General features: G+C 60.0%; 24 protein-coding genes and 1 pseudogene. 12 read left to right on the top strand and 13 right to left on the bottom strand.

The genetic code is table 11. The features are described from left to right. Positions 1-9: 9 nt before the first annotated feature. Together A7317_RS08195 and A7317_RS08200 are read right to left on the bottom strand one after the other, a co-directional pair. Positions 10-963 (bottom strand): putative 2-dehydropantoate 2-reductase, encoded by a 954-nt coding sequence (locus A7317_RS08195; RefSeq protein WP_024074215.1) that lies wholly within the window; start codon positions 961-963, stop codon positions 10-12. Continuing rightward, positions 960-1,346: a thioredoxin gene (locus tag A7317_RS08200; protein WP_069075550.1), complete on the bottom strand. Its 387-nt coding sequence runs from the start codon at positions 1,344-1,346 to the stop codon at positions 960-962. The genes A7317_RS08195 and A7317_RS08200 overlap by 4 nt, the downstream gene beginning before the upstream one ends. Here A7317_RS08200 and A7317_RS08205 point away from each other — a divergent pair. Beyond that, on the top strand, positions 1,345-1,779 hold the full coding sequence (locus A7317_RS08205) for a PilZ domain-containing protein (protein ID WP_069075551.1): 435 nt from the start codon (positions 1,345-1,347) through the stop codon (positions 1,777-1,779). The genes A7317_RS08200 and A7317_RS08205 overlap by 2 nt on opposite strands. Before the next feature lie 131 nt (positions 1,780-1,910). Next, positions 1,911-2,987 carry a 3-deoxy-7-phosphoheptulonate synthase gene (locus A7317_RS08210; RefSeq protein WP_024074212.1) on the top strand — a complete coding sequence of 359 codons (1,077 nt, stop codon included), beginning with the start codon at positions 1,911-1,913 and terminating at the stop codon, positions 2,985-2,987. Between the two features lie 79 nt (positions 2,988-3,066). Here A7317_RS08210 and A7317_RS08215 read toward each other — a convergent pair whose 3' ends face one another. Next, positions 3,067-3,348, bottom strand: coding sequence for a GNAT family N-acetyltransferase (locus A7317_RS08215; RefSeq protein ID WP_003189869.1), 282 nt, complete (start codon positions 3,346-3,348; stop codon positions 3,067-3,069). A 611-nt stretch (positions 3,349-3,959) separates the two neighbouring features. Here A7317_RS08215 and oprI point away from each other — a divergent pair. Next, the gene (gene oprI, locus A7317_RS08220) at positions 3,960-4,211 is read left to right on the top strand and encodes an outer membrane lipoprotei OprI (protein ID WP_024074210.1); all 252 of its coding nucleotides are present in this window, start codon (positions 3,960-3,962) and stop codon (positions 4,209-4,211) included. A gap of 139 nt (positions 4,212-4,350) precedes the next feature. Here the strand turns inward: oprI and A7317_RS08225 are convergent, their stop codons facing one another. The 3 genes from A7317_RS08225 to A7317_RS08235 form a co-directional block, all read right to left on the bottom strand. Next, a complete protein-coding gene (locus A7317_RS08225) occupies positions 4,351-5,319 on the bottom strand; it encodes a L,D-transpeptidase family protein (RefSeq protein ID WP_024074209.1) in 969 nt (322 codons plus the stop codon). An 86-nt stretch (positions 5,320-5,405) separates the two neighbouring features. Then, positions 5,406-5,699 carry a hypothetical protein gene (locus tag A7317_RS08230; protein WP_016972348.1) on the bottom strand — a complete coding sequence of 98 codons (294 nt, stop codon included), beginning with the start codon at positions 5,697-5,699 and terminating at the stop codon, positions 5,406-5,408. Positions 5,700-5,757: 58 nt separating this feature from the next. Beyond that, positions 5,758-6,363 (bottom strand): arylesterase, encoded by a 606-nt coding sequence (locus A7317_RS08235; protein WP_069075552.1) that lies wholly within the window; start codon positions 6,361-6,363, stop codon positions 5,758-5,760. A gap of 10 nt (positions 6,364-6,373) precedes the next feature. On the opposite strand from A7317_RS08235, the gene A7317_RS08240 reads away from it, so the two are divergent. Together A7317_RS08240 and A7317_RS08245 are read left to right on the top strand one after the other, a co-directional pair. Then, positions 6,374-7,057: an ABC transporter ATP-binding protein gene (locus A7317_RS08240; protein ID WP_024074206.1), complete on the top strand. Its 684-nt coding sequence runs from the start codon at positions 6,374-6,376 to the stop codon at positions 7,055-7,057. After that, positions 7,057-9,567 carry an ABC transporter permease gene (locus tag A7317_RS08245; RefSeq protein WP_069075553.1) on the top strand — a complete coding sequence of 837 codons (2,511 nt, stop codon included), beginning with the start codon at positions 7,057-7,059 and terminating at the stop codon, positions 9,565-9,567. The genes A7317_RS08240 and A7317_RS08245 overlap by 1 nt, the downstream gene beginning before the upstream one ends. 45 nt (positions 9,568-9,612) lie before the next feature. Here A7317_RS08245 and greB read toward each other — a convergent pair whose 3' ends face one another. Continuing rightward, positions 9,613-10,086 (bottom strand): transcription elongation factor GreB, encoded by a 474-nt coding sequence (greB, locus tag A7317_RS08250; RefSeq protein WP_041161124.1) that lies wholly within the window; start codon positions 10,084-10,086, stop codon positions 9,613-9,615. Between the two features lie 126 nt (positions 10,087-10,212). Beyond that, a complete protein-coding gene (locus tag A7317_RS08255) occupies positions 10,213-11,388 on the bottom strand; it encodes a hypothetical protein (protein WP_069075554.1) in 1,176 nt (391 codons plus the stop codon). A gap of 254 nt (positions 11,389-11,642) precedes the next feature. On the opposite strand from A7317_RS08255, the gene A7317_RS08260 reads away from it, so the two are divergent. From A7317_RS08260 to A7317_RS08270, 3 genes are read left to right on the top strand one after another with little or no spacing between them, the layout of a single operon-like run. Further along, the gene (locus tag A7317_RS08260; protein ID WP_069075555.1) at positions 11,643-12,569 is read left to right on the top strand and encodes an ABC transporter ATP-binding protein; all 927 of its coding nucleotides are present in this window, start codon (positions 11,643-11,645) and stop codon (positions 12,567-12,569) included. Further along, positions 12,566-13,291: an ABC transporter permease gene (locus tag A7317_RS08265; protein WP_069075556.1), complete on the top strand. Its 726-nt coding sequence runs from the start codon at positions 12,566-12,568 to the stop codon at positions 13,289-13,291. The genes A7317_RS08260 and A7317_RS08265 overlap by 4 nt, the downstream gene beginning before the upstream one ends. A gap of 15 nt (positions 13,292-13,306) precedes the next feature. After that, on the top strand, positions 13,307-14,995 hold the full coding sequence (locus tag A7317_RS08270; protein ID WP_069075557.1) for a Gldg family protein: 1,689 nt from the start codon (positions 13,307-13,309) through the stop codon (positions 14,993-14,995). Positions 14,996-14,999: 4 nt separating this feature from the next. On the opposite strand, the gene A7317_RS08275 is transcribed toward A7317_RS08270, so the two are convergent. The 3 genes from A7317_RS08275 to A7317_RS08285 all read right to left on the bottom strand — a co-directional run bounded on the left by A7317_RS08275 (position 15,000) and on the right by A7317_RS08285 (position 17,527). Beyond that, entirely contained in the window at positions 15,000-15,308 is a 309-nt protein-coding gene (locus tag A7317_RS08275) for a hypothetical protein (RefSeq protein ID WP_069075558.1), read from the bottom strand. Between the two features lie 259 nt (positions 15,309-15,567). Further along, positions 15,568-16,002, bottom strand: a complete 435-nt coding sequence (locus tag A7317_RS08280; protein ID WP_024074198.1) for a DoxX family protein — start codon at positions 16,000-16,002, stop codon at positions 15,568-15,570. A gap of 103 nt (positions 16,003-16,105) precedes the next feature. Next, positions 16,106-17,527 carry a transglycosylase SLT domain-containing protein gene (locus A7317_RS08285; protein ID WP_024074197.1) on the bottom strand — a complete coding sequence of 474 codons (1,422 nt, stop codon included), beginning with the start codon at positions 17,525-17,527 and terminating at the stop codon, positions 16,106-16,108. 236 nt (positions 17,528-17,763) lie between these two features. Here A7317_RS08285 and A7317_RS08290 point away from each other — a divergent pair, with 236 nt between their 5' ends. From A7317_RS08290 to A7317_RS08300, 3 genes and pseudogenes are all read left to right on the top strand, one after another. After that, positions 17,764-18,570, top strand: a complete 807-nt coding sequence (locus tag A7317_RS08290; RefSeq protein WP_069075559.1) for a TatD family hydrolase — start codon at positions 17,764-17,766, stop codon at positions 18,568-18,570. Between the two features lie 96 nt (positions 18,571-18,666). Continuing rightward, complete coding sequence (locus A7317_RS08295; RefSeq protein ID WP_024074195.1) at positions 18,667-20,148, top strand: methyl-accepting chemotaxis protein; 1,482 nt, start codon at positions 18,667-18,669, stop codon at positions 20,146-20,148. A gap of 198 nt (positions 20,149-20,346) precedes the next feature. Then, positions 20,347-21,642: pseudogene (locus A7317_RS08300) on the top strand (type IV secretion protein Rhs); the annotation flags it as partial. Between the two features lie 140 nt (positions 21,643-21,782). Here the strand turns inward: A7317_RS08300 and A7317_RS08305 are convergent. Beyond that, the gene (locus tag A7317_RS08305) at positions 21,783-23,129 is read right to left on the bottom strand and encodes a class II 3-deoxy-7-phosphoheptulonate synthase (protein WP_069075561.1); all 1,347 of its coding nucleotides are present in this window, start codon (positions 23,127-23,129) and stop codon (positions 21,783-21,785) included. 125 nt (positions 23,130-23,254) lie between these two features. Between A7317_RS08305 and A7317_RS08310 the strand changes: the two genes are divergently transcribed. Then, on the top strand, positions 23,255-24,010 hold the full coding sequence (locus tag A7317_RS08310) for a spermidine synthase (protein WP_069075562.1): 756 nt from the start codon (positions 23,255-23,257) through the stop codon (positions 24,008-24,010). A gap of 115 nt (positions 24,011-24,125) precedes the next feature. Here the strand turns inward: A7317_RS08310 and A7317_RS08315 are convergent, their stop codons facing one another. Beyond that, a complete protein-coding gene (locus tag A7317_RS08315) occupies positions 24,126-24,917 on the bottom strand; it encodes a crotonase/enoyl-CoA hydratase family protein (protein WP_069075563.1) in 792 nt (263 codons plus the stop codon). Positions 24,918-25,256: the final 339 nt, after the last annotated feature.

Below are 25,256 nucleotides of genomic sequence, written 5' to 3' on the forward strand. Positions count from 1 at the left end.
TCCTCCGAATCAGCGGTTATGCCGATCAATAAAACTCAAGGCCTGGTACAGCGCCTGCATCCGCGGCAATTCGCAACCGGCGGCCTTGGCGGCGGCCAGTGGCCGGGCGTAGATGGCGGCCAGCTCCAACGGGCGTTTGTGCACGTGGTCGTGGTACATGCTCGGCAGGTAGTCGTCCATGGTCTCGGTCATGGTGAACATCTGCTCGGCATAGCTGGCCGGAATTTGATGGCCGCAGGCATGGGCGCCCTGCACCACTTCGGCCATCAGCGCCTGGATCAGTTCCCGGCTGGATTCGTCCGCCATCATGGCCGTGGTTCCCGCGCCCAACAGCACGGAGAGACCGTTGTAGGGCACGTTCCACACCAGTTTATGCCAGCGCGCCAGGTGCACGTTGGCCATGGCCTGAGACTCAATGCCCGCCTGATGAAACAACGCGGCGCCCTCTTCGACAATCGCTTTCTGACGAGCTTCATCGTTGGCCGCAGTACCGCTGTGGTACCCCAGGTTGACCCGGCCCAGGGCCTGATGCTCGACGACGCCGGGCCCGGAGCGATGCACGCCGATATAGCACAGGCCGCCGAGCAGATGCAGCGACGACGGCAAGTGCTCGCGCAGGCTGTCTTCGACGTCGAGGCCGTTTTGCAGCAACACGACCTTGGCGTCCGGCGCCGCGATCTGAGCAAGGGTGGGGGCCAACTCCGGGTTACCGGTGGATTTGGTGCCCACCAGCAGCCAGTCGCACGGCGGCATGTCAGCGGCGCGGGCATAGGCCTGCACCGGGTGCAGGTGCAAGCGGCCATGCACCGTACTGTTGAGGTGCAGGCCACGTTCGCTGACCGCCGCATATTCGCTGCGCAGCAGGAAGTGCACGTCGAACCCGGCGCGCGCCAGCATCAGGCCATAGAAACCACCGATGGCACCTGTGCCGATAATACCGATGCGGGGCGACTGTACGGTCATGGCAAATCCTCTGGAGTACGGGTAAGTGCTTGATTAATGGCGTCGGCAAGCTCGGCAGCCACGATCGGTGTGTGTATTTGCCCAAGGAATTGACCCTCGCACACCACGAACAGCGCCGGCAAATGAAAGATCTCGTAGCGTTCCACCGCACCGCCGTTGTGCCCGGCATCGACCCAGCACACCCGGTCCACGGGCAAACGCCAGCCCGGCACCTTCTGGCGTGCCCAGCGGCAACTGGAACACCCCTCGCTGACGAACACGACGAGCGAAATGCCTGGCAAAGCCAGCAATTGCTGGTCAATATCCAGGTCGGTCAATACCTGTTCCTTCACTATACTGCTGCCACCGCCGTCAACTGAACGGTGCTCGGAGTCCGTGTACATGGGTCGTTTTTTACCTCACCCTGATGATGTCGCTGCCCTGTTGATCCAACGTCCCGCTCCCCCCCTTCCCCGCCAACGCCTGCACACTATCGGCCTGAGTGGCATCGCCTGCAATTGCCCGCGCGCCTGGCGCCAGGGTACCGCGATCGAGTTTCGCATTCCCTCACTGGGCGCCAGCGCCCGTTATCCGGGCTATGTGGCGTGGTGTCGCAAGGCTGGCAGTGGCTATCGCGTGGGGGTTGCCTTTACCGATGAACATGCCTTGTTCGGTGCAAGAATGGGCGAGCAAGTGTGCCAGATCGAACGCTACTGCCGCCTGCACGTAGATACCGAGCCGACGCCCCAGCAGGTCGAGGCACTGGCCCGCGAATGGGTTTCGCGCCATGCCGGCGAGTTCTCCCATGAGGCGCTTGTGCAGCCAGCACTGGATTAAAGCCGGCTTTGCCCATTGTCGCGGGCCCGTGTTACGCGCTAAGGTTCCTCCCCCCTGCATTCAAATCATGCTGTGCTCCGCCGCACGGGGATGGCTGGCGGCCGGCACCCGTGACCCTGACGAGTAACACGATGGCTGATTTACCGATCAATGACCTTAACGTCGAATCCAACGAGACGCTGATCACACCTGATCAGCTCAAGCGCGAAATCCCCTTGAGCGACGCTGCCCTGCAGACCGTCACCAAGGGTCGCGAAGTCATCCGTGACATTCTCGACGGCACTGACCACCGCCTCTTCGTCGTCATCGGGCCTTGCTCGATCCACGACCTCAAGGCTGCCCACGAATACGCCGAGCGCCTCAAGGTGCTGGCGGCGGAAGTGTCCGACACCTTGTACCTGGTGATGCGCGTGTATTTCGAGAAGCCGCGTACCACCGTCGGCTGGAAAGGCTTGATCAACGACCCGTACCTGGACGACTCGTTCAAGATCCAGGACGGTCTGCATATCGGTCGCAAGTTGCTGCTGGACCTGGCCGAAATGGGCCTGCCCACTGCCACCGAAGCCCTCGACCCGATCTCCCCGCAGTACCTGCAGGACCTGATCAGTTGGTCGGCCATCGGCGCGCGCACCACTGAATCCCAGACCCACCGCGAAATGGCGTCCGGCCTGTCCTCAGCCGTGGGCTTCAAGAACGGCACCGACGGCGGCCTGACCGTAGCGATCAACGCGCTGCAATCGGTTTCCAGCCCTCACCGGTTCCTGGGGATCAACCAGGAAGGCGGCGTCTCCATCGTCACCACCAAGGGCAACGCCTACGGTCACGTGGTGCTGCGCGGTGGCAACGGCAAGCCCAACTATGATTCGGTCAGCGTTGCGCTGTGCGAACAGGCGCTGGCCAAGGCCAAGATCAAGCCGAACATCATGGTCGATTGCAGCCACGCCAACTCCAACAAGGACCCGGCCCTGCAACCGTTGGTGATGGAAAACGTTGCCAACCAGATCCTCGAGGGCAACCAGTCGATCATTGGCCTGATGGTCGAGAGCCACCTGAATTGGGGTTGCCAGGCGATTCCAAAGGACCTCGCCGACCTGCAGTACGGCGTGTCGATCACCGATGCCTGCATCGACTGGACTGCCACCGAGAACACCCTGCGCAGCATGCATGCCAAGCTCAAGGACGTATTGCCCAAGCGCAAACGCAACTGAGACCGCACCTGTATCTGAATTGGGCGCACACAAAAACGCCGGGCCATGGCCCGGCGTTTTTCATGGTGCTGTCACTGCCTTACAGTTTAGCGGCATGGCGCTGATGCCGCTCCATGTAGCGTTCGACATAGGAGCACGACGGGATCACCGTATAACCGGCTTCTTCGGCGAACTTCAGCGCCTCCTCGGTCAACGCGGCCGCAATGCCACGGCCTCGCAGTGCGTTGGGCACGAAGGTCCGATAGATATCCAGGGTCTGCTTCCCGAGGTCCATGTAGGTCAGGTAGGCACGATGACCGTCCACATTGGTCTCGAACTGATGACCAGCCTGGTCATGGTGGATGGACAACGCCTCGCTCATCACTACTCCTCGCGGGTCTTGAATTTTGACCCCTACCTTACCGATGTTTTTCCGGCGAAGGAACATCTACGCCACCCCGTGCCGGTTTCGACAACGAGAAAACCCTGAGCGCTCACAACCAGCACGTAGAGAATAGTAGGCACCAATCCCGCAATTGCTCAAGGCGCGCTCGTCATCCCTGCCACTGGTGGATATAGAAAGAGCCTCGATCAACCGGTGACCGATAGCCTGAACATTGCCGGCAGTTGAACCTTGAGACGAACTGCCGCTCTTAAAGTCACCTCTACATGCGCAAAAGATGCCTGGGGCGGTAACGGCGACCGGAACGAAAGTGTCAGCTTCTTTATATAAATCTTCATCTATTTACAAGGCCTAACGCATGCGGGGCGGCGATTTCAGCCCGGCCTCAATCCTCCTGCGACTGCAAAAAATTGAACACTTTTTATACAAACTGCCAAAAGATTAGCCAAAATAGATTCGGCACAAGAATTTTTTTTGCTTCTTGCGCTACGTCAGTTTACTTACTACAAGTAATGGGTAGTATGTACGCCGGCTATTAGCTCACCCTGAGAAAGTAGCCATTTAATAGAAAGTCCTTGAAGGGGAACACGATGAACAACGTTCTGAAATTCTCTGCTCTGGCTCTGGCCGCAGTTCTGGCTACCGGTTGCAGCAGCGTCTCCAAAGAAACCGAAGCTCGTCTGACTGCAACTGAAGACGCAGCAGCTCGCTCCCAGGCTCGTGCAGACGAAGCCTACCGTAAAGCTGATGAAGCTCTGGCTGCTGCTCAAAAAGCACAACAGACTGCTGACGAAGCTAACGAGCGCGCTCTGCGCATGCTTGAAAAAGCAAGCAAGAAGTAATAATCCTTCGGGGTTGTTATCAAGCCGATCCATTTTTGGATCGGCTTTTTTATTGCCTGAATTTCACGCTCCCGGCGGGAACAGGCAATAAAAATCCCGCCCCGGCGCAAGGCCGAAGCGGGATTTGGGTCAAGCAGGCTTACTGCTGCAGGTCGATCGGCGTGCTCGACACCATCGGCGCTGCGCTCGGCACACCGATCTCAGTCGGCAGGCCATCTTCGGCAGCCACCACATCACGCACCTGATCCCAGTTCACCCGCAGGTGATTGGCCAGGTCTTCACGCTTGAGCAGGGCGTTGATCACCGCCGTATGCTTGTCGACCACCGAAGGGGTGCCGTCGTCGTTCAGGGGCGTATGCGCTTCCAGGTACACCTTGCCACCGCGGCTGCCGAACTTGTAGGCATCGTTGATGATGCGCACCGACGTGCCCACCGGCACCATGCTGGCCATCTCCAGCACGTTGTTGTTGAACATGCGGAAGCAGCCATGGCTGGTACGCGTACCGATACCGAACTTCTTGTTGGAACCGTGGATCAGGTAACCCGGCGTGCCCAACGTGAACTTGAACGGCCCCAGGGGGTTGTCCGGGCCGGCGGGCACGACATTCGGCAGCGGGTCGCCCTCGGCGGCATGCTCAGCCTTGATCGAAGCGGGCGGGGTCCAGGTCGGGTTCGGCGTCTTGGCGATAATGCTGGTATGGGCGACCGGCGAGCCCCAGCCTTCACGACCAATCCCCAGCGGGAAGGTGTAGACGACGTTCTGGCCCTTCGGATAGTAGTAGAGACGGTATTCGGCGAGGTTGATCACAATACCTTCGCGAGGGCCTGGCGGCAGGATGAATTGCGTCGGCAGCACGATCTCGGTGCCCGCGCCGGGCAACCAGGCATCGACGCCCGGGTTGGCGGCGACCATCTCCGAGTACCCGAGGTCGTAGGTGGTACCCAGGTCGGCAAAGGTGTCTTCGTATTTGGCCTTGATCACTTGGACCTGGCCGACGATGTCTTCACCGGGTGGTGGCAAGGGCAACTGCAAGGCGGCGGCAGAGCCAGACGCACACAGGGCAGCAAGAGACAGGCAGCAGGTGACGACGGAAAGGCGCGACAACATCCGGTAAATCCTTCGCAGAACGACGGGTAGGTAAAAATCGATTGTATACGTGAAGCGGGCGGCTAGCTGCAAGCTTGTCACGGCCCCTACAGCTCGAAACGCAGCTCCGGCCAGATTGGCGGCGTGCCGCGCTTCTGGGATTCGAGGATCGCCCGGCACAGAGGGCACAGCCGCTGGTCCTGGAAGATCGAGCGATCCACCGACGACCAGCGTGGCTGCGCAGGCAATAACGTGCCGCAGAGCGTGCGGTCGATCGAGCCCCCCAGCTCCAGTTGACGCGCGACCAGATGCACCCGGACTTCCTGGCAGGCGAACAGATCCAGCTGCTCGTCCGGCTCGATCAGTTGGTAGTTAAACAAGGACCAGGCAGGACGCGACATCGAGGGCTCCAAATCGGGGGGGCGCCACCTTAGCCGAAAGCCTGCCGGTAGAAAAGCGTCATAGCAGCGGTTTTAGCGTCGGCCATACATTTTCCAGCAACTTGCCCTGGGCGCCGACCGCCGGGTGCAGTTGATCGGCCTGCATCAACTCGGGATGGCCGCCGACCCCGTCGAGAAAAAACGGCACCAACGGGACGCTCTTCTCCTTGGCCACCGCACCGTAGACTTCGGCGAACGCCTGGGTGTATCTCGGGCCGTAGTTGGGTGGCAACTGCATGCCCAACAGCAGCACCTTGGCGCCCTTGGACTTGGACTGGTCGATCATCGATGCAAGATTTTGTTTCAATTGTGCGGGAGGCTGCCCACGCAAGCCGTCATTGCCTCCCAGTTCGATGATCACAACGTCCGGCTGATGCGCTGCAAGCGCCGCCGGCAGCCGCGCCAGGCCTCCGGCACTGGTATCGCCACTGATGGAGGCGTTGACCACTTTGTCGTCGAAACCTTCGTGCTTGAGCCGTTGTTCCAGCAAGGCTACCCACCCTTTGCTGGTATCCAGTCCGAAACCGGCACTGATACTATCGCCAACGATCAGGACTGTACCCGCCGCTGCGTTCTGGGCCATGCACATCAAGGCCAGGCCAGCACTCAAAAACCACATTCGCATCGGATTCTCCATGGGCGCAAGCATTCTCACCGCGCGAAACCTTAGCAAAGTGGTTCCCAGCGCGGAAGGTGAACTGACTATCCTGCACGAACTGAGCCTGGAACTGAACCAGGGCGATAGCCTGGCTATCGTCGGCGCCTCGGGTTCCGGCAAATCCACCCTCCTCGGCCTATTGGCCGGGCTCGACCTGCCCAGCAGCGGCGAAGTCACCCTTGCCGGCCAAGCCCTGAGCAGCCTCGACGAAGACCAGCGCGCGCGCATCCGCGCCGAGCACGTGGGTTTCGTCTTCCAATCCTTCCAGTTGCTCGACAGCCTCAACGCCCTGGAAAACGTCATGCTGCCTTTGGAACTCGATGGCCGCAAAGACGCTCGCGAGCGCGCCAAGCACTTGCTCGAACGCGTCGGCCTGGGCCAACGCCTGACCCACTCGCCGCGCCAGCTGTCCGGGGGCGAGCAACAACGTGTGGCCATCGCCCGCGCGTTCGCCGCCGAACCGGACGTGTTGTTTGCCGATGAACCCACCGGCAACCTCGACAGCCATACCGGCGAGCGAATCAGCGACCTGCTGTTCGAGCTCAATAAAGAGAACGGCACGACCCTGGTGCTCGTCACCCATGATGAGCGTCTGGCCCATCGTTGCCGACGCCTGATCCGCCTTGAAGCCGGCCTGATGGTCGCGCCCCTGGAGCCTTGATGGCACGTTTGCCGCTGTTGCGCCTGTTCAGTCTTGCCATGCGCCAATTACTGCGCGATGCCCGCGCCGGCGAATTGCGCGTATTGTTCTTCGCCTTGCTGGTGGCCGTGGCGGCCAGTACCGCCATCGGTTACTTCGGTGCACGCCTCAACGGCGCCATGATGTTGCGGGCCACCGAGTTTCTTGGCGCCGACCTGGTACTTGAAGGCAGCTCGCCCGCACGCCCGGAGCAGATCCGCTCTGGCACCGAACTAGGCCTCGATCACGCGCGCGTCGTGGAGTTCTCCAGCGTCATCGCCGCCGACAGCGGCATCCAACTCTCCAGCATCAAGGCGGTCAACGAGCAGTACCCGCTGCGCGGCGAGCTGAAGAGCGCAGCCGCTCCCTTTGGGGATGAAACCCCAGGCGGCGGCCCGAAACCTGGTGAAGCCTGGGTGGAAGCGCGGTTGCTGACGGCACTGGGCCTCAAGGTTGGCGACAGCATCGATGTCGGCATGAAGACCCTACGCCTGGCCCGCATACTGACCTACGAACCGGATCGCGCCGGCAATTTCTACAGCCTCACACCGAGGGTGATGATCAACCTGGCGGACCTGGACGCTACTGGCGTGGTGCAACCCGGCAGCCGTGTCAGCTACCGCGAACTGTGGCGTGGGCCGCAAGGCAGCACGGCGTTGCAAACCTATCGTGACCTGGTCAAGCCAGGGCTCGCCGCCAACCAGCGCCTGCAGGATTCGCGGGACGGCAACCAGCAGATCGGCGGCGCCCTGGGCAAGGCCGAACGCTACCTGAACATGGCCAGCCTGGTGGCCGTGCTGCTGGCGGGGGTCGCCGTAGCGCTATCGGCCAACCGTTTTGCCAGCCGACGTTTCGATGCCAGCGCGTTGTTGCGTTGTCTCGGTTTGTCACGCCGCGAAACCATGCTGCTGTTCAGCCTGCAACTGAGCGTACTGGGACTGCTGGCCAGCCTGACCGGCGCCGTGCTCGGCTGGCTGGCGCAGTTCGGCCTGTTCTATTTCCTCCACGACCTGCTCCCCGCAGACGTACCACCGGGCGGGCTGTTACCGGCGGTTGCCGGGATCGGCACCGGGCTGGTTGCCCTCGCCGGCTTCGCCCTGCCACCACTGGCGGCGCTGGGCCGTGTACCGCCGCTGCGCGTGCTGCGGCGCGACCTGCTGCCTATTCCTTCCAGCACCTGGATGGTCTATGGCGCGGCGCTGTTCGCCCTGGGCCTGATCATGTGGCGCCTGAGCCTTGACCTGGTGCTGACCTTCGCCTTGCTGGGCGGGGGCGTGGTCGCCGCGCTGATCCTCGGCGGCCTGCTCCTGCTGCTGTTGCAAAGCCTGCGCCGCCTGTTGGCCCGCGCATCCCTGCCCTGGCGCCTGGGCCTGGGCCAGTTGCTGCGACACCCATTGGCGGCGGCCGGCCAGTCCCTGGCGTTTGGCCTGATCCTCTTGTCCATGGGCTTGATCGCCCTGCTGCGCGGCGAGTTGCTCGACACCTGGCAAAACCAGTTGCCCAAGGACGCCCCCAACTACTTCGCGCTGAACATCCTGCCCGCCGACAAGGAAGCCTTTGGTGCACGCCTGCTGGACCTGCAGGCGCAATCGGCGCCGCTGTATCCGGTGGTGCCGGGCCGACTGATCAGCATCAATGGCGAACCGGTACAGGAAATTGTCAGCAAGGACTCCAGCGGCGATCGTGCCGTGCAACGTGACCTGAGCCTGACGTGGGCTGCCGACCTGCCACCGGGCAACACCCTCACCGCCGGCGCCTGGTGGGCGCAACAAGCGCCCGATGATATCCCCGGGGTCTCGGTAGAAGCCAAGGTCGCACAAAGCTTGAAGCTCAAGCTTGATGACCACCTGGTGTTCAGTGTCGGCGGTGAAAATCGTGAAGCGCGGGTCACCAGCCTGCGCACCATCAATTGGGATAACTTTCAGCCCAATTTCTTCATGATTTTCCAGCCGGGCACCTTGAAGGACTTGCCAGCCACCTACCTGACCAGCTTCTACCTGGCCCCCGGCCACGACCAGCAGATCGTCGACCTGTCACGCGCCTTTCCGGCCGTGACGATCCTGCAGGTCGAAGCCCTGCTGGAACAACTGCGCAGCATCCTCGCCCAAGTAACCCTGGCGGTGGAATATGTGCTGCTGTTTGTCCTGGCCGCGGGGATGGCGGTGCTGTTCTCCGGCTTGCAGGCGACCTTGGATGAGCGAATCCGTCAGGGCGCGTTATTGCGTGCGCTAGGCGCGGAACGCAAGTTGCTGGTCAAGGCACGGCGCATCGAATTCGGCTTGCTGGGTGCAGTCAGTGGCTTGCTTGCGGCACTGGGCACCGAGTTGGTGACCTGGGTGTTGTACCGTTATGCCTTCGACCTGGCCTGGCACCCGCACCCCTGGTTGTTGCTCCTGCCACTGATCGGTGCCGTGTTGATCGGTGGCGCTGGGGTCTTCGGAACGCGCCGCGCGCTGAATGCCAGCCCACTGACGGTATTACGCGAAGGCTGAAACGCCGATGGCCCGTGCTCTTCACAAAGCACGGGCCATCCTTGCCTACTTCACATACTCGATACCGGTAATCCACCAGCACACTTCGCCACTCGGGGTCTGTACGATGGCCTCATCATCGACTTGCTTGCGCAACAACGCGCGAGCCATGGGCGAATCGATGGAAATGTAATCCATCCGCTCATAAATCTCGTCATAGCCGACAATACGAAAACGCTTGGTCTCACCCTGCTCGTTTTCAATATCGACCCAGGCACCAAAAAAGACTCGCCCTTCCTGCTCGGGCATGTACTCGACCACGCGCATGTCTTCCAGGCGCTTGCGCAAGTAGCGCACCCGCCGATCGATCTCACGCAGCAGCTTCTTGTTGTACTGGTAGTCCGCGTTTTCGCTGCGGTCTCCCAGGGAAGCGGCCCAGGTCACTTTGCGTGTGGTGTCCGGCCGCTTTTCTCGCCACAGGTAATCCAGCTCTTTCTTCAGCGCTTCATGGCCTTCTTTGGTAATCAGCTTGGTACTCAAACGCGTGCATCCCCAGGCAATGTCCATTGATTCCAATACGCCGCAGCATCAAGGCCAGGCGTCAGCGAACAGAGAGTGATGATAAATGAACGCGACAAAGTTGCCAGGCCGACGGTCACTATCAGGTCAAACCGAGATCGCCCAAAAATCGTCGCTGGGTTGAGCCAGCTCAGTCTTGGCGAGACAGTCCAGGGTCTGATCCAGTTCGGTCAGCATTGCGTGCAGGTTTTGTCGCAGGCCAGACAGTTGCGCAATCGTAACCGACACCTTTTCCGCCCGCAGGTGAACCAACGACTCCTGGCTTTTGATCTCGGAGACACGCTTTTCAAGGGCATGAGCACGCTCATCAAGTTGGCGCTGCTCATGCTGCTGCGCGCTCGAATCATTCGCCAACTGGGCTTCACGGCTGTCCAGCGCCTGGGCCTGCAACTGCAGGGTGGCTTCTTTTTCCAATGTTCGGTTAACCAGTTCCTGACGTTTCTGCTCCAGATCCGCCTGGTCCTGTTGCAACCGGACGCGCCATTGCTCAAGTGCCTCCTCTTGCTTGAGAACAACCTGTTTCTGTTGCGTCAAATCCTGGGCAACGCGTGCAAGGTTCGTCAGGGTGCTGTCCACCTCAAACAACGAATTGTGTTCCGGCTGGGCGCCCAACGTCGGTCGCGCACCAAGCACCGGAGGAACAGGCGCCAGCTCAGTTGATGCAGGGACTACGGGAGGCTCCGGCTGGGGTTCCGGCTGAGGCTCCGCCAGTTGTTCAAGCAGGGGCGGCTGGGCCGAGTCAGGCTGGCTCGCCACCTTGGGCGGCGAGACCATCTGCGAAGAAAAACGAATGGACGGCACAATCAAAGTGGCACTTTCGATGGCCGGTGATGCAGGAGCAGAAGTGCCCAGGGTGATCACCTTCATCACCAACGCTTTCTTGATAATTACGGAATGATGATCCTCTGGCCTGGCAGGGGGCAACTTGCAGCCTTTCAAATCGACAAAGTGATAGGGAATCTGGGTTTCAGTAGCGTTGCCGGATCTGGCACCTGACGCTGCCAGGGTCAATATTTGTTTAAATACCCGCATTGCAACTTGCAGGTCTTCCTGAGCGTCGACGCCGCCCAGAAAATACCGCTCAAGTTTCTTACGCAATGCGGCGACGTATACCCGCGAGTTCCCAGGCTCCGTTTCTTCATCGAGACTGTAGACAAGAAAGTTCGAGGCAATTTGAGGAACAGCGAAACCACAGAGCAGTGCACCGTTGACCGGAGCATCCTCACCGGAGCGTTCAAGAACAAGGGTACGTAAAAGCATCATGGTTGTCGGGCCTCATGACGATAAGCAAGTCTTATTTAAACATCAGATAAACATCTGACCATTAATACGCATTAGTCACCGAACGATTGTTTCAGCGCACTCTAATCCTGAACGTAGGACTTGTCTTATTAACGTAATTCAGCATTTTCAATCTCAGACATTAAAAGTACCATTTTTAAATCCGAGCCCCTGCCCCTCTCAACCAAGGCGCTTTCCTCTTCATATACACCCCGAACAATCAGCAGAAAAACATAATGATCGAGATAAGCAGCCTGACCAAATACCAGGGCAAAAAGACTGTCATCAGTAATGTTTCATTTTCTGCCAAGCGCCAAGAATGCCTTGGATTATTTGGAATGGAGGGCGCAGGTAAAACCACACTTCTGAAGATGATAGCGGGTTCACTCCGCCCGTCTTCAGGGCAGGTGAACATTCTGGGGTTCGATCCCCAAACCCATGCACACCAAGCCCGCATGGCCGTCGGTTATCAGCCCGAGTCCGGCATCAACCACCTCAGGATGTCCATCAGGGACCTGCTCGACTATATCGCCTCCCTCCGCGGATTCCAGGGTGCCAAAAAGCGCAGTCGGGTGGAACGCGCCGTCACCCGGCTCGAATTGTCATCGGTACTCAGCTATCCGATCCACACACTGCCCCCGAGTCTCAAGCGCAAAGTCGCGATTGCCCAGGCCATCCTGCATGACCCAGGGGTCCTGTTGCTGGACGAACCCTTTGACGGCCTGGCGCCGCATCAGCAAGGCAAGCTCAGGACACTTATCCAGTCCCTGACCGAAGAAATGACCGTCATCGTCGCTTCACGCGAGTGCGAAGCACTGGCCGGCATCTGCACCCGTGCCCTGGTCATCGGCGGTGGACGCCTGCTGGCGGATGCGCCGATGCCCGAGTTGCAGCGTAGCTCCCGGCACTTCCGCGCCGTGACCCTGGCCTCGGAGTCCGCGCCTGATTTACTGGCCCTCGCGGTACTACCAGGCGTTGCAGGTATCGAAGAGGATCGCCACAGCCCTGGCACGGTGACCGTTCTCGCAATGCCAGGCCACACCATTTACCCCTCTGTCAGCGCACTGATTACCGACCGGCACTGGCCAATACACTCACTGAAACTGGAGCCAGGCCGCCTGAATGATGTTGTTCATCACTTGAGCCAAGAGGCTTCCCTTTGAAACTGCTGCTCCCCGTTTTCAAGCGCCAGCTTGCAAGCTATTTCTCTTCACCGGCCACCTACCTGAGCATCGCCATCTTCCTAGTGCTTTCGGCATCACTGGGGTTGCACACCAGCGAACTGCTGGAGCGAAACAGCAGTGATTTGCAGGCCGTCTTTGAATGGCACCCCTGGCTGTACCTGTTACTGATCCCAGCCCTGTCGACGCAACTCTGGGCGGACGAGCACGGGAGCGGCTTTGGCGACCTGATAAAAACAATGCCTATCAAACCCACCCCACTGGTGATGGGTAAATTTCTCGCAGCCTGGGTTGTTACTGGCGTGGCATTAGTGCTGATGTTTCCGATGGTGATGGCAGTCAATGTACTGGGACCGGCGGATAACATGCTGATTGCCTCGCAATTCCTGGCCAGTTGGTTGTTGGCCGGCAGTTACCTGTCTGTAGGTTGTTTTATTTGCGTATTAACCAGCCGGCGCCTGGTCATTTTCCTATTGACACTGAGCCTGCTGTCGGCGGCCAGTGGTTTGGCCTCCGTACTTGATGCTCTTGAACATCAAGCGCCAATATGGGTTCTCGACAGTTTGATGTCCCTTAGTCCATCGTTGCGCTTCAGCATCATCGATCACGGCTTGCTGACCCTCCATGAAAGCCTTTACTTCATCAGTATGATGTTTGCCTTTCTCTGCGCGACAACTATTACCCTCAACTATAAAAACAGCTGAGAAGGAGCGTTCTCGATGCGATCCGCTCTGCGCACCGGTATGACGCTGAGTGTCATATTGTTACTTTTCCTGGCATTCAATCTGGTGTGGGTTGTTAAACTTCCTGATCTACGCTGGGACTTTTCACAACAAAAAAACAATTCGTTGTCGCCTGCCGTAATGCAATTACTTGCCACATTGGACAGCCCGCTGGACTTTTACTATTTCAACGCCAGCAAGCCCGCCTTGAAGAGCAATACGTTGAAACAGTACGGCAAACGCGTCGAAGCAAAACTGAAGGCCTTCGAACAAGCGGCCAGAGGCAGGATCAACCTGCATATTATTGATCCCGCACCTTTTTCAGAGGACGCCTACAAAGCGGGGCTTTATGGCCTCGACGATCAGCAGGGTTTCCTGGGCCTGATCGGCACCCGCGACGGTCAGGCCGCACAGCGCATCGAATCATTCAGACCGGACAGGGAACACTTACTGGAGTATGAAATCAGCCACCTGATCAGCCAGTTGCTCCACCCCACCCCTCCTGTTATCGGACTGCTATCAGGGCTGCCGGCAGGAGAGCTGATCGAGCCGCTCGTGCAAGAACTGCGTGGCCACTTTGACCTTATCGAGTTGGAGTCGAGTGCCCACCCTATCCCTGCGCGTATCAAAACCCTGATGCTTGTGCACCCGCGCATGCTGTCCGAACAAACCCTTTACGCGGTAGACCAGTTTGTACTGGGAGGCGGCAAGTTATTGATGTTTATCGATCCACTGAGCGATATGGATCCAGAGCCCCCCCCCACTGCCTCCAGGCTTGACGGGCTGCTTGTTGCGTGGGGTATCCATATGCAAAGCGACAAGATACTGCTCGATCGTACCTACGCCTCATCGGAGCATGAACCCGGCCTGCTGACGCTGCCGCGAGAAGCGATGAACGAGAGCGACGTCAGCACCTGGAAACTGGAATCGGTGACGGTGTCAAACAGCGGTGCCCTTCTTCCCCTGGACAACAGCCGGACCACCTTCACCCCGCTGTTGCAAAGCTCCAAGCAATCAGCCTTGCTGGAACCGGGCGCACCGGACAGCGAAATCGTCCCACCAGGCGAACATCACGTCATCGCGGCTCGCATTGAGGGGGCGGCTTATTCGGCGTTTCCTGACGGCATTGACGGGCGGCCACCCGGACTGCAAAAAGCCGCCCAGATCCATGTCGTGGTGGTTGCCGACACGGATGTACTCAGCGAGGAAATCAGCAGTTCGGCACCACACGGCAACAGCCTGTTTGTACTGAACACCCTGGATAACCTGGCAGCCCCTTCTGTACTTGCGGACATTCGACCACGCGTGATGACGCGTTCGTTGCAAACACTGGCCAACCTGCGCGAAACCACCGCACACGCCTATCAAACTCGGGCGAACGATCTTGAGCGACGACTGGCGCAAACCGAAAAGGAATGGCAGCGCCTGAACCCCGAGGCGACGGCCCTCGGCACCGAGGTGGTCGATACCAATACCCAGTTGCAAGCACTCAACAAAGAGCGCTTGCGCTTACCGATGGAACTGCATGCGCTGAGGATGGAGGCCTACGCGCCGCTGCATCGCCTGGAGCGCAAGGTGAAATGGTTGGTGATAGCACCCATGCCTGCATTGCTCTGCCTGCTTGCCGCGGGGCTGTTTCGATGGCAGCGTCGCCATCGGCCGATACCTGCCACCGCGCTGTACTGAAGGCTCAACGGCGCGCAATCAGGCCTTGTCGTGCAATGCGCGTCAACTGGCGAATCACCTCGGCAGCGTCGCCAGCAGTGGGGGCCTGGATCACCGCAAGGTCAAAACTGTTGTTGGCGAAGCGTGCGAGGGAATCGCCATCTTCGACAAATTGGATCAGGAATGCCGAAGGCCGGCCGGTGCGACGTGGCCAGCCGTCCAGGTAACGCAATAGCGTCGGCTGGTGCTTACCGCCCAGGAGTATTTTTGGATTGCGTTGGGTGAGGTCCGCGGTGATCGGGGCCAGGCGTATGAGGGGGCGTAGTGCATTCATCGTGTCGAGTCTCTGCCTCAAAAGTCTGCGGGCAGGTGAGAGGCAACACCGAACCAGCGCTTTAGCGGTATTTCGAAGCACGCTCCTTGAATGAGAGCTGACTTCTGTCGGGCTGCATCGAGTCCCAGTGGCGCCCCGCAATTAGCTGTTTAAATCGGCGCATGGGCAGCATCCTAGAGAAGCCGGTGGGGCGGTGTCAAGAATCCCAGGCAACGAAAAGGCCCGCACAGGCGGGCCTTTCCAGGGTTTTGCGCAAGGATCAATGGGCGATGGCGCGGTCGGCAGACAGTTTGCCAGCGCCTTCCAGCAGCACCGCCAGCGAGCCGCCCAACAGGGCCAGTGCGAACTCATAACCGTTGTTGGCCATGAACAGACCGTTGTGGATATGCACCGAGAAGATCGCCACCAGCGACAGGATGGTCAGGCCCAATGCCGCAGGGCGTGCCAACAGGCCAATGATCAACGCCAAGCCAGCGAAGAACTCGGTCCCTCCCGACAACAGCGCCATCAAGGTGCCTGGCGCCAGGCCAATACTTTCCATCCATTGGGCAGTGCCCGCCAAGCCGTAGCCACCGAACCAGCCAAAGAGCTTTTGCGATCCGTGGGCGGCAAAGATGATGCCGACGACGATGCGTAGAATGGTCAGGCCATAACCGGCACGGGTGGACAGGAGGTTTTTGATCAGTGGGCTCATGGTGCGAATCCTTTTTAAAGTAGGGGTTGGTTGGCCGCTATATTAATCAGTTTAGGCAATGATAAAAGCCGAAAAAATGCCTTATAAATATCGATATATTCGATTATTTTCGTGAGGCGATTTTTGGCCCCGACGGCTCCAGGGACTCCCGTTCCCGATCAAACGCCAGGTAGTACTTATTGACGCTATTAACATAGCTGACGCCGCTCATCCCCACCTGCTCCATGGCAATGCGTTCAACCTGGAAGAACCACTGGTTGGGGTTAAGCCCCCGGCGTTTCGCCTCGGTGCGCATGCCCTGCACCCGCTCCGGCCCCATGTTGTAGGCCGCCAGGACAAAAGCCATGCGTTCGCGCTCGTTAAGCTTGGGGCTGGCGAAAAACTTGCGGCGGATCATCGCCAGGTAGCGCGCCCCCGCCTGCACGTTGCTGTCGAGGCTTTCGATATTATTGACCCCCACCCGCTGCGCCGCCGAAGGCGTGATCTGCATCAACCCCGTGGGCCCGCCGCTGTTACGCGCGCCCGGGTCGAGTGCCGACTCCTTGAAGGCGAGTGCGGCGAGGTTCAGCCAATCCATGCCCTGCTCGCGCGCGTGTTTTTGCAGGATGGGGCGCAGTTTCTCCAGGCGCTGGCGGTCGATCCGGGCCAATGGGTTACGTACTTGATAAAGGCGACGATAGATCCGTTGGAACGCCACATCCTGATCGGAAGGGGTTCGGTAGCTCTTGAGGAAACGATCGATACTCGCCCGCAGCATCGAAGCATCCTGGCGCACGAACCAGTACTCATCACCCGGCTCGTTGATAACCACCTGTTTGTCGAAGCGCAATTTGGGCAGGATCTTTGACCAGCGCTCGGCAATCGGCTTCTCGACAATGGTCAGGTGGAATATCCCGGCCTGGACCATCTCCAGCACATCCTCCACGGCCAGCGTCGGGTCGACCCATTCCACCTTGATCGGCGGCTGCTTGTGCAGGGCCAGTTTCTGATTGACCTGGCTGATGGCATCCGCCGCTGCACTGCCGGTGGTCAGCGCCAGGGTGCGCCCGGACAGTTGCTCCAGCTTGGTAAACCGTCGCTCGCCCTTCACCCCGACCAGCCACAACGGCACACCGCTGGCGATCGGGTCACTCGTACTGATCCTGTGGGCCGCCTTCATATCCAGCAACTCACCTGGCGCCACCAGGTCGCCTTCGCCACGCGCCAGCGCACCGAGCAGTTGATCCTTGGCCTTGGGGATGATCTTGAGGTTGATTTCCTGGCCGTCACGGGCATGGCCATTGAGGTATTGCTCGAAGGCGCGCAGGCGATGGTATTCGACACCAATGGCCTGGCCCTGAATCTCACCGGAACTGTTGCGGCTTTGGTTGACCAGCACGCGCAGGGTGCGACTGGAGCGAATCTCCGCCAGGTCGCGGACCTTGCTGGGCTTGGTCACTTCCAGCGGCCCGTCCAGACGCGCGACCGCCGCCATGGGCAGCAGTAACGTCAGGCACAATATAAGCAACGCCGAGGGTCGGATCATCCGCTCTCCGGAAAGAATACTGGCCAGCACCTTCGCGAAAAACGCAGGACTGGAGGTCAGAAACAGAGCGCTTTATGCGCTGGCAAGGCACGCAACGGCGGCATCAGGCAGGGCGACTCGCCAACCACAATGTCGCTTGCGACGTTCAAAGACAGCTATAACTCGTTGTAGTTCTTCGTTTTTCTTATAAATCTACAGCTCTGATATGCTTTCCGGCCGCAGGCGGAGATAGCACCATGCAACTCATTGATATCGGCGTCAACCTGACCAACCCCAGTTTCGACGAGAAGCACCAGGCCGTTCTTGACCGAGCCTATGCCGCTGGCGTGCAACAATTGGTGCTCACCGGCACCAGCATCGAGGGTAGCGAACAAGCGTTGGAGCTGTGCGTAAAGCTCGATGAAAGCGGGCAACGCCTGTTCAGCACCGCCGGCATCCATCCCCACGCCGCCAGCGATTGGAACGGTGATAGCGACCAGCGCCTGCGCGGCTTGCTCAACGAAACGCGCGTTCGCGCCGTAGGCGAATGCGGGTTGGATTTCAATCGTGATTTTTCCCCGCGCCCGCAGCAGGAGAAAGTCCTGGAGGCGCACCTGGCCCTGGCCGTCGAACTGAAGTTGCCAGTGTTCCTGCACGAACGTGACGCCAACCAGCGCCTGCTGGACATCCTCAAGGACTACCGCGACCACCTGACTGCCGCCGTGGTGCATTGCTTTACCGGCGAACAGTCAGCGCTGTTCAGCTACCTCGACCTCGATTTGCACATTGGCATCACCGGCTGGATCTGCGACGAGCGCCGTGGCACACACCTGCACCCACTGGTCAGGGAAATACCCCGAAACCGCCTGATGCTGGAGAGCGATGCGCCCTACCTGCTGCCGCGCACGCTGCGCCCCAAGCCAAAAAACGGTCGCAATGAACCGGCCTACCTGCCAGAAGTGCTGCGCGAAGTTGCCCTGCACCGCAACGAAAGCATGGAAGACCTGGCCCGACACAGCACCGCCTGCGCCCGCGCCTTTTTCGGGCTGCCTGTCGTGGATTGATGCGGCGCATTGACCCACGTCAAAATGATTTTCCTCAATAGCGGCACTATAATGGCACCTTGCCAATGCTGTTTCCGCTATCAGAGAAAACCTTCCATGGGTGCCTGGCTTAGCAATATCTCGCTGAAGTACAAATTCTGGGCCGTCAACGCGGTCGCCTTTATCACCACCCTGCTCCTGGTGCTGTATGCAGTGCATCTGGAACAGCAGTCGCGCAGCCATGCATCCCAAGCCGCGGCACAAACCGAGGCGCGCCTGCTCGGTGCGTGGCCAGCCGACAAGGCGCTGCCCAAGGGTGAGTCTTGGCTGACATTTGCCCGTGGCCAAGCCCCACAAATGGCCGATCAAGACCTGTCAGCCCTGAACAGCGCCAGCGGCTGGGTCGAACTCAATCACCTGCCATTGTTCGGCGAAAACCCACTGATGGGCGCCGAAGTCATCACGCGCGCCGATGGGCAACAGGTCGCCGTGCTCGCCTACGCACCGAGCCTGAGCCAGGTGTTCAGTGAACGCTTCGCCAACTACGCCATCGCCGTGCTGATCCTGATGCTGGCGATGCTCTGCGCCTCGCAGTTGCTGATTCGCTTCCTGCTCAGCCAGCTCAACACCCTCAAGGATGTGATGCTGCACGTCGAAAAGACCGGCGACCTCTCAGCCCGCGTGCCTCTGGCCTGCAAAGATGAAGTCGGCCAGATGGCCAGCGCCTTCAACGCCATGCAAGCCGGCTACCAGCGGGTGGTCAACACCGTGGCGCGCACCGCCAAGCTCCTGGACGACGGCGCCGCACGGTTGGCCAGCAGCATGAACGAGGTGCAGCACGGCATGCTCGGCCAGCAAAGCGAAACCGACCAGGCCGCCACCGCGATCAACGAGATGACCGCCACCGTCTACCACATCGCCCAACATGCCGGCGCGACCCGTGACCTGTCCCAGACCGCCGACACCCTCGCCGGCAGCGGCCAGGAAGTCGTGACCCGGGTGCAACACTCGATTGCCGGGCTGTCCAGCGGCGTGCAGCAGACCGCCGAGATGATCCAGAAACTCGCCGAAGACAGCCAGAAGATCAACAGCGTGGTCGGCGTGATCCACAGCATTGCCGAACAAACCAACCTGCTCGCCCTCAACGCCGCCATCGAAGCCGCCCGCGCCGGTGAAATGGGCCGGGGTTTCGCCGTGGTCGCCGACGAAGTGCGTAACCTGGCCAAGCGCGTGCAGAGTTCCACCGACGAAATCACCCGCATGGTCTCGGCCCTCCAGGCCGGCACCCGCGACGCCGTAGACTTTATGCAGGAAAGCTCGTTCAAGGCCGACGACTGCGTACAGCAGGCCCAGGAAGCCGGCGCAGCACTGGCCGAAATCACCGGCGCCGTGGCGCAGATGCGTGAAAGCAACACCCAGATCGCCGTTGCCGCCGAGCAGCAAAGCCATGTGGCCGAAGAAATGAACCGAGCGGTAGTGAGCATTCGTGATGTGACCGAAAACACCGTGCAACAGACGGTGGATTCGGCGACCACCAGCAATGAGCTGGCGACCTTGGCTGGGGAGTTGAGCAAGGCGATTGGGCAACTGAAGCTGTAAGGCTTCTCCACCTGTAATCCGACTCCTACGATCGACTCCCCGTTTACCCGAAGTTTTGGCGAACCCTCCTAGCCGTCCTGGCGAATAGCGCCGACTTCTTTACCTGACGAACCTCTCCAAAGTCTCTCGCCTGATCATTCAGTGCGAGGGACCGCCGATGTACCCACCCGTTAATGCCCCGGTTGTCGGGGCTGCCTCTTGATTCCCGTCATTGCCAGTTTTGTCCTGGCCCCCATGGATGCCGAGGCGCCGGACGTTGAGCGCGTCTTTCGTGACTTGCGCGGTTGCCTGAACACCTTTGATGAGTGGGCCGAGAGCTTCTGGAGCGTTTCGGCACTGGCAGTGGAGCAGGTGTTCAAAGTTGGGGAAGAGGTGGCGTTGGTGGCGCCGGCTTCTTCCAACGCCCCAAGTAAAACGGTCGCCATGTGCAATACCCAGGGATCGTTGACTCTGGTGCATATGTTCGAAAGCACTCGGTTTGTGCCGATCGGCAATACGCCGGTGATGCTGCAAGCCATTACCCAGGACGGCGGCCCGCTCGGCGCACCACTCCATCGAACCATCGGTCCCAGCGGCATCCTCGAAATCACCGAGTGTGATCGCAACCAGCAGTACCAAATCACCTTCTATCCCAACGTTTCCAAGGATCACGTCAAGGCGCTGTATGCGTCTTATCAGTCGGTGATCGCGGGCTTGGAAGGTCACCTGCGTGACGAATGGACCAAGACCTTCCAGCCCCAGTGGGACGACTTCGCCAACGCTACGCGGTTCGAGCGCAGCGCGATGCAGCGCTTGGCCTTTTCCACCGGGATAGCCAAGGCGCTCTACAACCTGTGGGACAACATTACGCAGCTGTATGACTTGCTGGCGAACCTCAAAGCCAACGGCGAGAAATTGCTGCAGTACATCACCCAGGCCGAACTTGATGAACTGCTGAGACTGGGCAACGACACCCTCGCAAAGGGGCTGTTGGTGCTCAGCGATGAGCCGCTGCTGTTTATCTACGTGTCGGCCATGGTCAGTTGGATACGCCTGCTACCACCGCCCGAGATGTATGAAGTGCTGGGCGAGATCACCGGCGAGGTGTTGATCAATCTATTGCTGATCTGGGCGACCCGTGGCATGGGCGTGCAGATTCGCCTGGGCGCTCAGGTGCTGGGGCATATCAAATCCGGACGAGCGCGCCAGTGGCTGGAGATGCTGGCCGATCAGTTGCTGGGGCCAAAGTTGGACGCGCATGCCGAGGCGTTGAAGCCTTTGCTGCTCGGTGGCCCGGCGACAGCGATCAAGACTGTACCGGTTGCGCCGTTGAAGGCTGGGGAGCACGTGGTTTCGAACCCGGTGCCGGCGGTTCGTAACAAGACACAGAAGACCGTGTTGGTCAGGCAGGAGCCTGTCGATGATGTGCCTGTTTCGGGGAAAAACCCTGCGGGGGATGCTGCCGCGTCTTCGGACAAGACCGTCACCAACGGCTGCCCGGTGTCGATGTTGACGTTTTTCGCGAGCAAGCTCGCTCCTACAGAAGGCGATGTACGCTTAACTGAACGGCATTAGGGCAAGCCCGCTCGCCACAGTTACAGCGTGTCTCCTTAACTGACCGGCATTGGCGCTTGCCACCGGTTCAGTTGTCCATCCTAGCGTTTGACCTGTTTCAGTGTTTCGGCAATCAGGAACGCCAGCTCCAGCGACTGATCGGCATTCATCCGTGGGTCGCAGTGGGTGTGGTAGCGATCCGACAAGCCATCCTCGGTAATCGGCCGCGCACCGCCGATGCATTCGGTGACATTCTGTCCGGTCATCTCGATATGAATCCCGCCGGCATAGGTGCCTTCGGCTTCATGCACTTGGAAGAACTCCTTCACCTCACCCAGGATCTGCGCGAAATCGCGGGTCTTGTAGCCGCTGCTGGCCTTGATGGTGTTGCCGTGCATCGGGTCGGAGCTCCACAGCACCTGCTTGCCTTCGCGCTGCACCGCACGCAGCAGCGCAGGCAGGTGGTCACCGACCTTGTTGGCACCCATGCGCGCGATCAGGTTCAGGCGGCCGGGGTCGTTGTCCGGGTTGAGGATGTCGATCAAGCGGATCAGGTCATCCGGGTTCATGCTCGGGCCGACCTTGACCCCGATCGGGTTGTTGACCCCGCGCAGGAACTCGACATGGGCGCCATCCAACTGGCGGGTGCGATCGCCGATCCACAGCATATGGGCCGAGCAGTCGTAGTAATCGTTGGTCAGGCTGTCACGGCGCACAAAGGCTTGTTCGTAATTGAGCAGCAGGGCTTCGTGGGCGGTGAAGAAGCTGGTTTCGCGTAATTGCGGCGAACTGTCCATGCCGCAGGCGCGCATAAACGCGAGCGTTTCATCGATGCGGTCCGCCAGCTGACTGTACTTCTCGGCCAGGGCCGAGTTGGCGATAAAGTCCAGGTTCCACTTGTGCACCTGGTGCAGGTCGGCAAACCCACCCTGGGCAAATGCACGCAGCAGGTTGAGGGTGGAGGTGGACTGGTGGTAGGACTGCAGCAGGCGGTCCGGGTCCGGCACACGGCTTTTTTCGTCGAAGCCGATGCCGTTGACGATATCGCCACGGTAGGCGGGCAGGGTGATGCCGTCGATGGTTTCATCGTTGGATGAGCGCGGCTTGGCGAACTGGCCGGCCATGCGCCCGACTTTCACCACCGGGCAACCGGCGGCGAAGGTCATCACGATCGCCATCTGCAACAGCACCTTGAAGGTGTCGCGGATTTTCGCGGCGGAGAACTCGGCGAAGCTCTCGGCGCAGTCGCCGCCTTGCAGCAGGAATGCACGACCCTGGGTCACTTCGGCAAACTGACGGCGCAACTCGCGGGCTTCCCCGGCGAACACCAGCGGCGGGTAGCTGGCCAGGTTCTGCTCCACTTGCAGCAAGTGTGCGGCGTCCGGGTACTGGGGTTGTTGCTGGATCGGCAGGGCGCGCCAGCTGTCGGGGCTCCAGGGTTGGCTCATCATGAACTCGATTGGCTGATTGACGGTCGGACGCCAATGTTATCAGCAATTAGTGCGTGACCTGTTGCCGCCGGTTGGCTGACAATCGCGCCTTTGCCATGCGGTAAACCCTTTTAGGAGTAGTGATGACCGAGGAGCGTGTCGAGCGCCTGCTGGCCGAAGTCCATGATGATTTCGGCATGATCCGTGTGCTCGAAGTGGCCGATTACCGTTTTCTCGAGTTCGGCGATGCCATCGAGCAAAGCTGTGTGTTCACTGCCGACCCGAGCTGGCTGGAGTACGACTACACCCGCGCGATGCTGATTGGCGCGTTGTGCCATGAACAGCCGGAGAGCGCGTTGTTCCTCGGTTTGGGCGCCGGTACGTTGACCCAGGCCTGCCTCAGGTTCCTGCCGCTGGAGGATGTCGAAGCCATCGAGCTGCGCCCCGATGTGCCGCGCCTGGCCATCGAGTTCCTGGGGCTGGACGATGACCCGCGCTTGTACATCCGTATCGGCGATGCCCTGGAGTTGCTGGATACTGCCGAAACGGCAGACCTGATTTTCGTCGACCTGTACACCGATGTCGGTCCAGGTGTCGGGCACCTGGCCTGGACGTTCCTGGAAAACTGCCAGAAGAAACTCAACCCCGGCGGCTGGCTGGTCATCAACCAGTGGGCCACCGACGATGGCAAGCCGCTGGGTGCGGCCTTGCTGCGTGGGTTGTATCACCGGCATTACTGGGAACTGCCGGTGAAGGAGGGCAATGTGATCCTGCTGGTGCCGTCGGAGCTGGATCAGGCATTGGACATCGACGCACTGACGGCCCGCGCCGAAGCCTTGGCGCCGCGCTTGGGGTATTCGTTGCAGCCATTGATCAAGGCGATTCGGCCCGCGACGTAGTTGTTTGTACCGACGCCATCGGGGGCAAGCCGAATCGTCACACCACCCTCCCACATTTGAAATGAGTTCCAAATGTGGGAGGGGGCTTGCCCCCGATGGCGTCGCTACTACCAACTCAAATGCCCTTGAACACCCCCGGCCGCTTCTCGACCATCGCCCGCACGCCTTCCTTGGCGTCTTCACTGTTGAGTAGCTTCTCGACCATCGGCGGTAACGCAGCCGCCGCCACGGTTTCGCCTTCCATCCGCGCCAGGCGTGCCGACATCAAGGTGGCCTGCACGCCGAGCGGTGCCTGGCGCGCAATACGGCTGGCCAGTTCAATGGCGCGGGGCAGCAGGTCTTCGCTGGCCATGACCTCTTGCACCAACCCCAGGCGCAGGGCTTCGTGGGCGTCGAACTCATCGCCGGTGAGCAGCCAGCGCATGGCGTTCCCCCAGCCGGCGATCTGATGAAAGCGCAACGTCGCACCGCCAAAGGGAAAGATCCCCCGCTGGACTTCCATCTGCGCGAAGCGGGTGTTGCTGGCGCAGAGATTGATATCCGCTGCCAGCATCAACTCGATACCGATGGTCAGGCAGTAGCCCTGCGCGGCGACGATCACCGGTTTGCTGACCCTGGGGCCGGCGAATACCCCCCACGGATCACAGCCCCCCAGCGGGGGCTGCCAACCCCCCGCCATCACGCCGCTGACATTGGCTAGGTCCAGCCCGGCGGTGAAGTGGTCGCCATGGGCAAAGACCACCGCCACCCGAGCCTCATCGTTTCGATCAAATTCGCCATAGGCCAGGCTCAGCTCATTGAGCAGATCCAGGTCAAAGGCGTTGCGCTTGGCTACCCTGTCCAGGCCTAACAGCAGGACATGGCCCCGGAGTTCACGGCTGACGCGGCTGCTGCTGGCTTGATTCATCGGGTGTGCCCTCGGGCGCAGGGAAAGGTTTCAGACCAAAGGTCTCACGGGGGAGGTGAACCGTTTAAGTGTTCTGGCCAACAGGGCCGGGCCTTTGAAAAATAGACCCTGCCGCACTTAACTGCAAAGGCTGTGACGCGGTGCGGTTTATCGGCGCTTGGCGATAAAAAAAGCTCCCTTTTTCAGCTATTTCCGGTATAGTGCGCGCCGGCCTTTAACCGGGCCGCGTTTAGGTAGCGCAATTCCCCGAAGTCAGCTTCGGCTGCACGTCCGCACAGCGGACTCTTCCTTGACGAATCTTTTTCATTCATTCGTTTTCGCAAATCCCCGCCGACAAAG

It is taken from the genome of Pseudomonas fluorescens, from assembly GCF_001708445.1.
GTDB lineage: Bacteria > Pseudomonadota > Gammaproteobacteria > Pseudomonadales > Pseudomonadaceae > Aquipseudomonas > Aquipseudomonas gorinensis.

Bases quoted from the DNA above. Each gene is read 5' to 3' on its own strand.
- A7317_RS08195 (WP_024074215.1), bottom strand. From the start codon at position 963: ATGACCGTACAGTCGCCCCGCATCGGTATTATCGGCACAGGTGCCATC.
- A7317_RS08205 (WP_069075551.1), top strand. From the start codon at position 1,345: ATGGGTCGTTTTTTACCTCACCCTGATGATGTCGCTGCCCTGTTGATC.
- A7317_RS08200 (WP_069075550.1), bottom strand. From the start codon at position 1,346: ATGTACACGGACTCCGAGCACCGTTCAGTTGACGGCGGTGGCAGCAGT.
- A7317_RS08210 (WP_024074212.1), top strand. From the start codon at position 1,911: ATGGCTGATTTACCGATCAATGACCTTAACGTCGAATCCAACGAGACG.
- A7317_RS08215 (WP_003189869.1), bottom strand. From the start codon at position 3,348: ATGAGCGAGGCGTTGTCCATCCACCATGACCAGGCTGGTCATCAGTTC.
- oprI (WP_024074210.1), top strand. From the start codon at position 3,960: ATGAACAACGTTCTGAAATTCTCTGCTCTGGCTCTGGCCGCAGTTCTG.
- A7317_RS08225 (WP_024074209.1), bottom strand. From the start codon at position 5,319: ATGTTGTCGCGCCTTTCCGTCGTCACCTGCTGCCTGTCTCTTGCTGCC.
- A7317_RS08230 (WP_016972348.1), bottom strand. From the start codon at position 5,699: ATGTCGCGTCCTGCCTGGTCCTTGTTTAACTACCAACTGATCGAGCCG.
- A7317_RS08235 (WP_069075552.1), bottom strand. From the start codon at position 6,363: ATGCGAATGTGGTTTTTGAGTGCTGGCCTGGCCTTGATGTGCATGGCC.
- A7317_RS08240 (WP_024074206.1), top strand. From the start codon at position 6,374: ATGGGCGCAAGCATTCTCACCGCGCGAAACCTTAGCAAAGTGGTTCCC.
- A7317_RS08245 (WP_069075553.1), top strand. From the start codon at position 7,057: ATGGCACGTTTGCCGCTGTTGCGCCTGTTCAGTCTTGCCATGCGCCAA.
- A7317_RS08255 (WP_069075554.1), bottom strand. From the start codon at position 11,388: ATGATGCTTTTACGTACCCTTGTTCTTGAACGCTCCGGTGAGGATGCT.
- A7317_RS08260 (WP_069075555.1), top strand. From the start codon at position 11,643: ATGATCGAGATAAGCAGCCTGACCAAATACCAGGGCAAAAAGACTGTC.
- A7317_RS08270 (WP_069075557.1), top strand. From the start codon at position 13,307: ATGCGATCCGCTCTGCGCACCGGTATGACGCTGAGTGTCATATTGTTA.
- A7317_RS08275 (WP_069075558.1), bottom strand. From the start codon at position 15,308: ATGAATGCACTACGCCCCCTCATACGCCTGGCCCCGATCACCGCGGAC.
- A7317_RS08280 (WP_024074198.1), bottom strand. From the start codon at position 16,002: ATGAGCCCACTGATCAAAAACCTCCTGTCCACCCGTGCCGGTTATGGC.
- A7317_RS08285 (WP_024074197.1), bottom strand. From the start codon at position 17,527: ATGATCCGACCCTCGGCGTTGCTTATATTGTGCCTGACGTTACTGCTG.
- A7317_RS08290 (WP_069075559.1), top strand. From the start codon at position 17,764: ATGCAACTCATTGATATCGGCGTCAACCTGACCAACCCCAGTTTCGAC.
- A7317_RS08295 (WP_024074195.1), top strand. From the start codon at position 18,667: ATGGGTGCCTGGCTTAGCAATATCTCGCTGAAGTACAAATTCTGGGCC.
- A7317_RS08305 (WP_069075561.1), bottom strand. From the start codon at position 23,129: ATGAGCCAACCCTGGAGCCCCGACAGCTGGCGCGCCCTGCCGATCCAG.
- A7317_RS08310 (WP_069075562.1), top strand. From the start codon at position 23,255: ATGACCGAGGAGCGTGTCGAGCGCCTGCTGGCCGAAGTCCATGATGAT.
- A7317_RS08315 (WP_069075563.1), bottom strand. From the start codon at position 24,917: ATGAATCAAGCCAGCAGCAGCCGCGTCAGCCGTGAACTCCGGGGCCAT.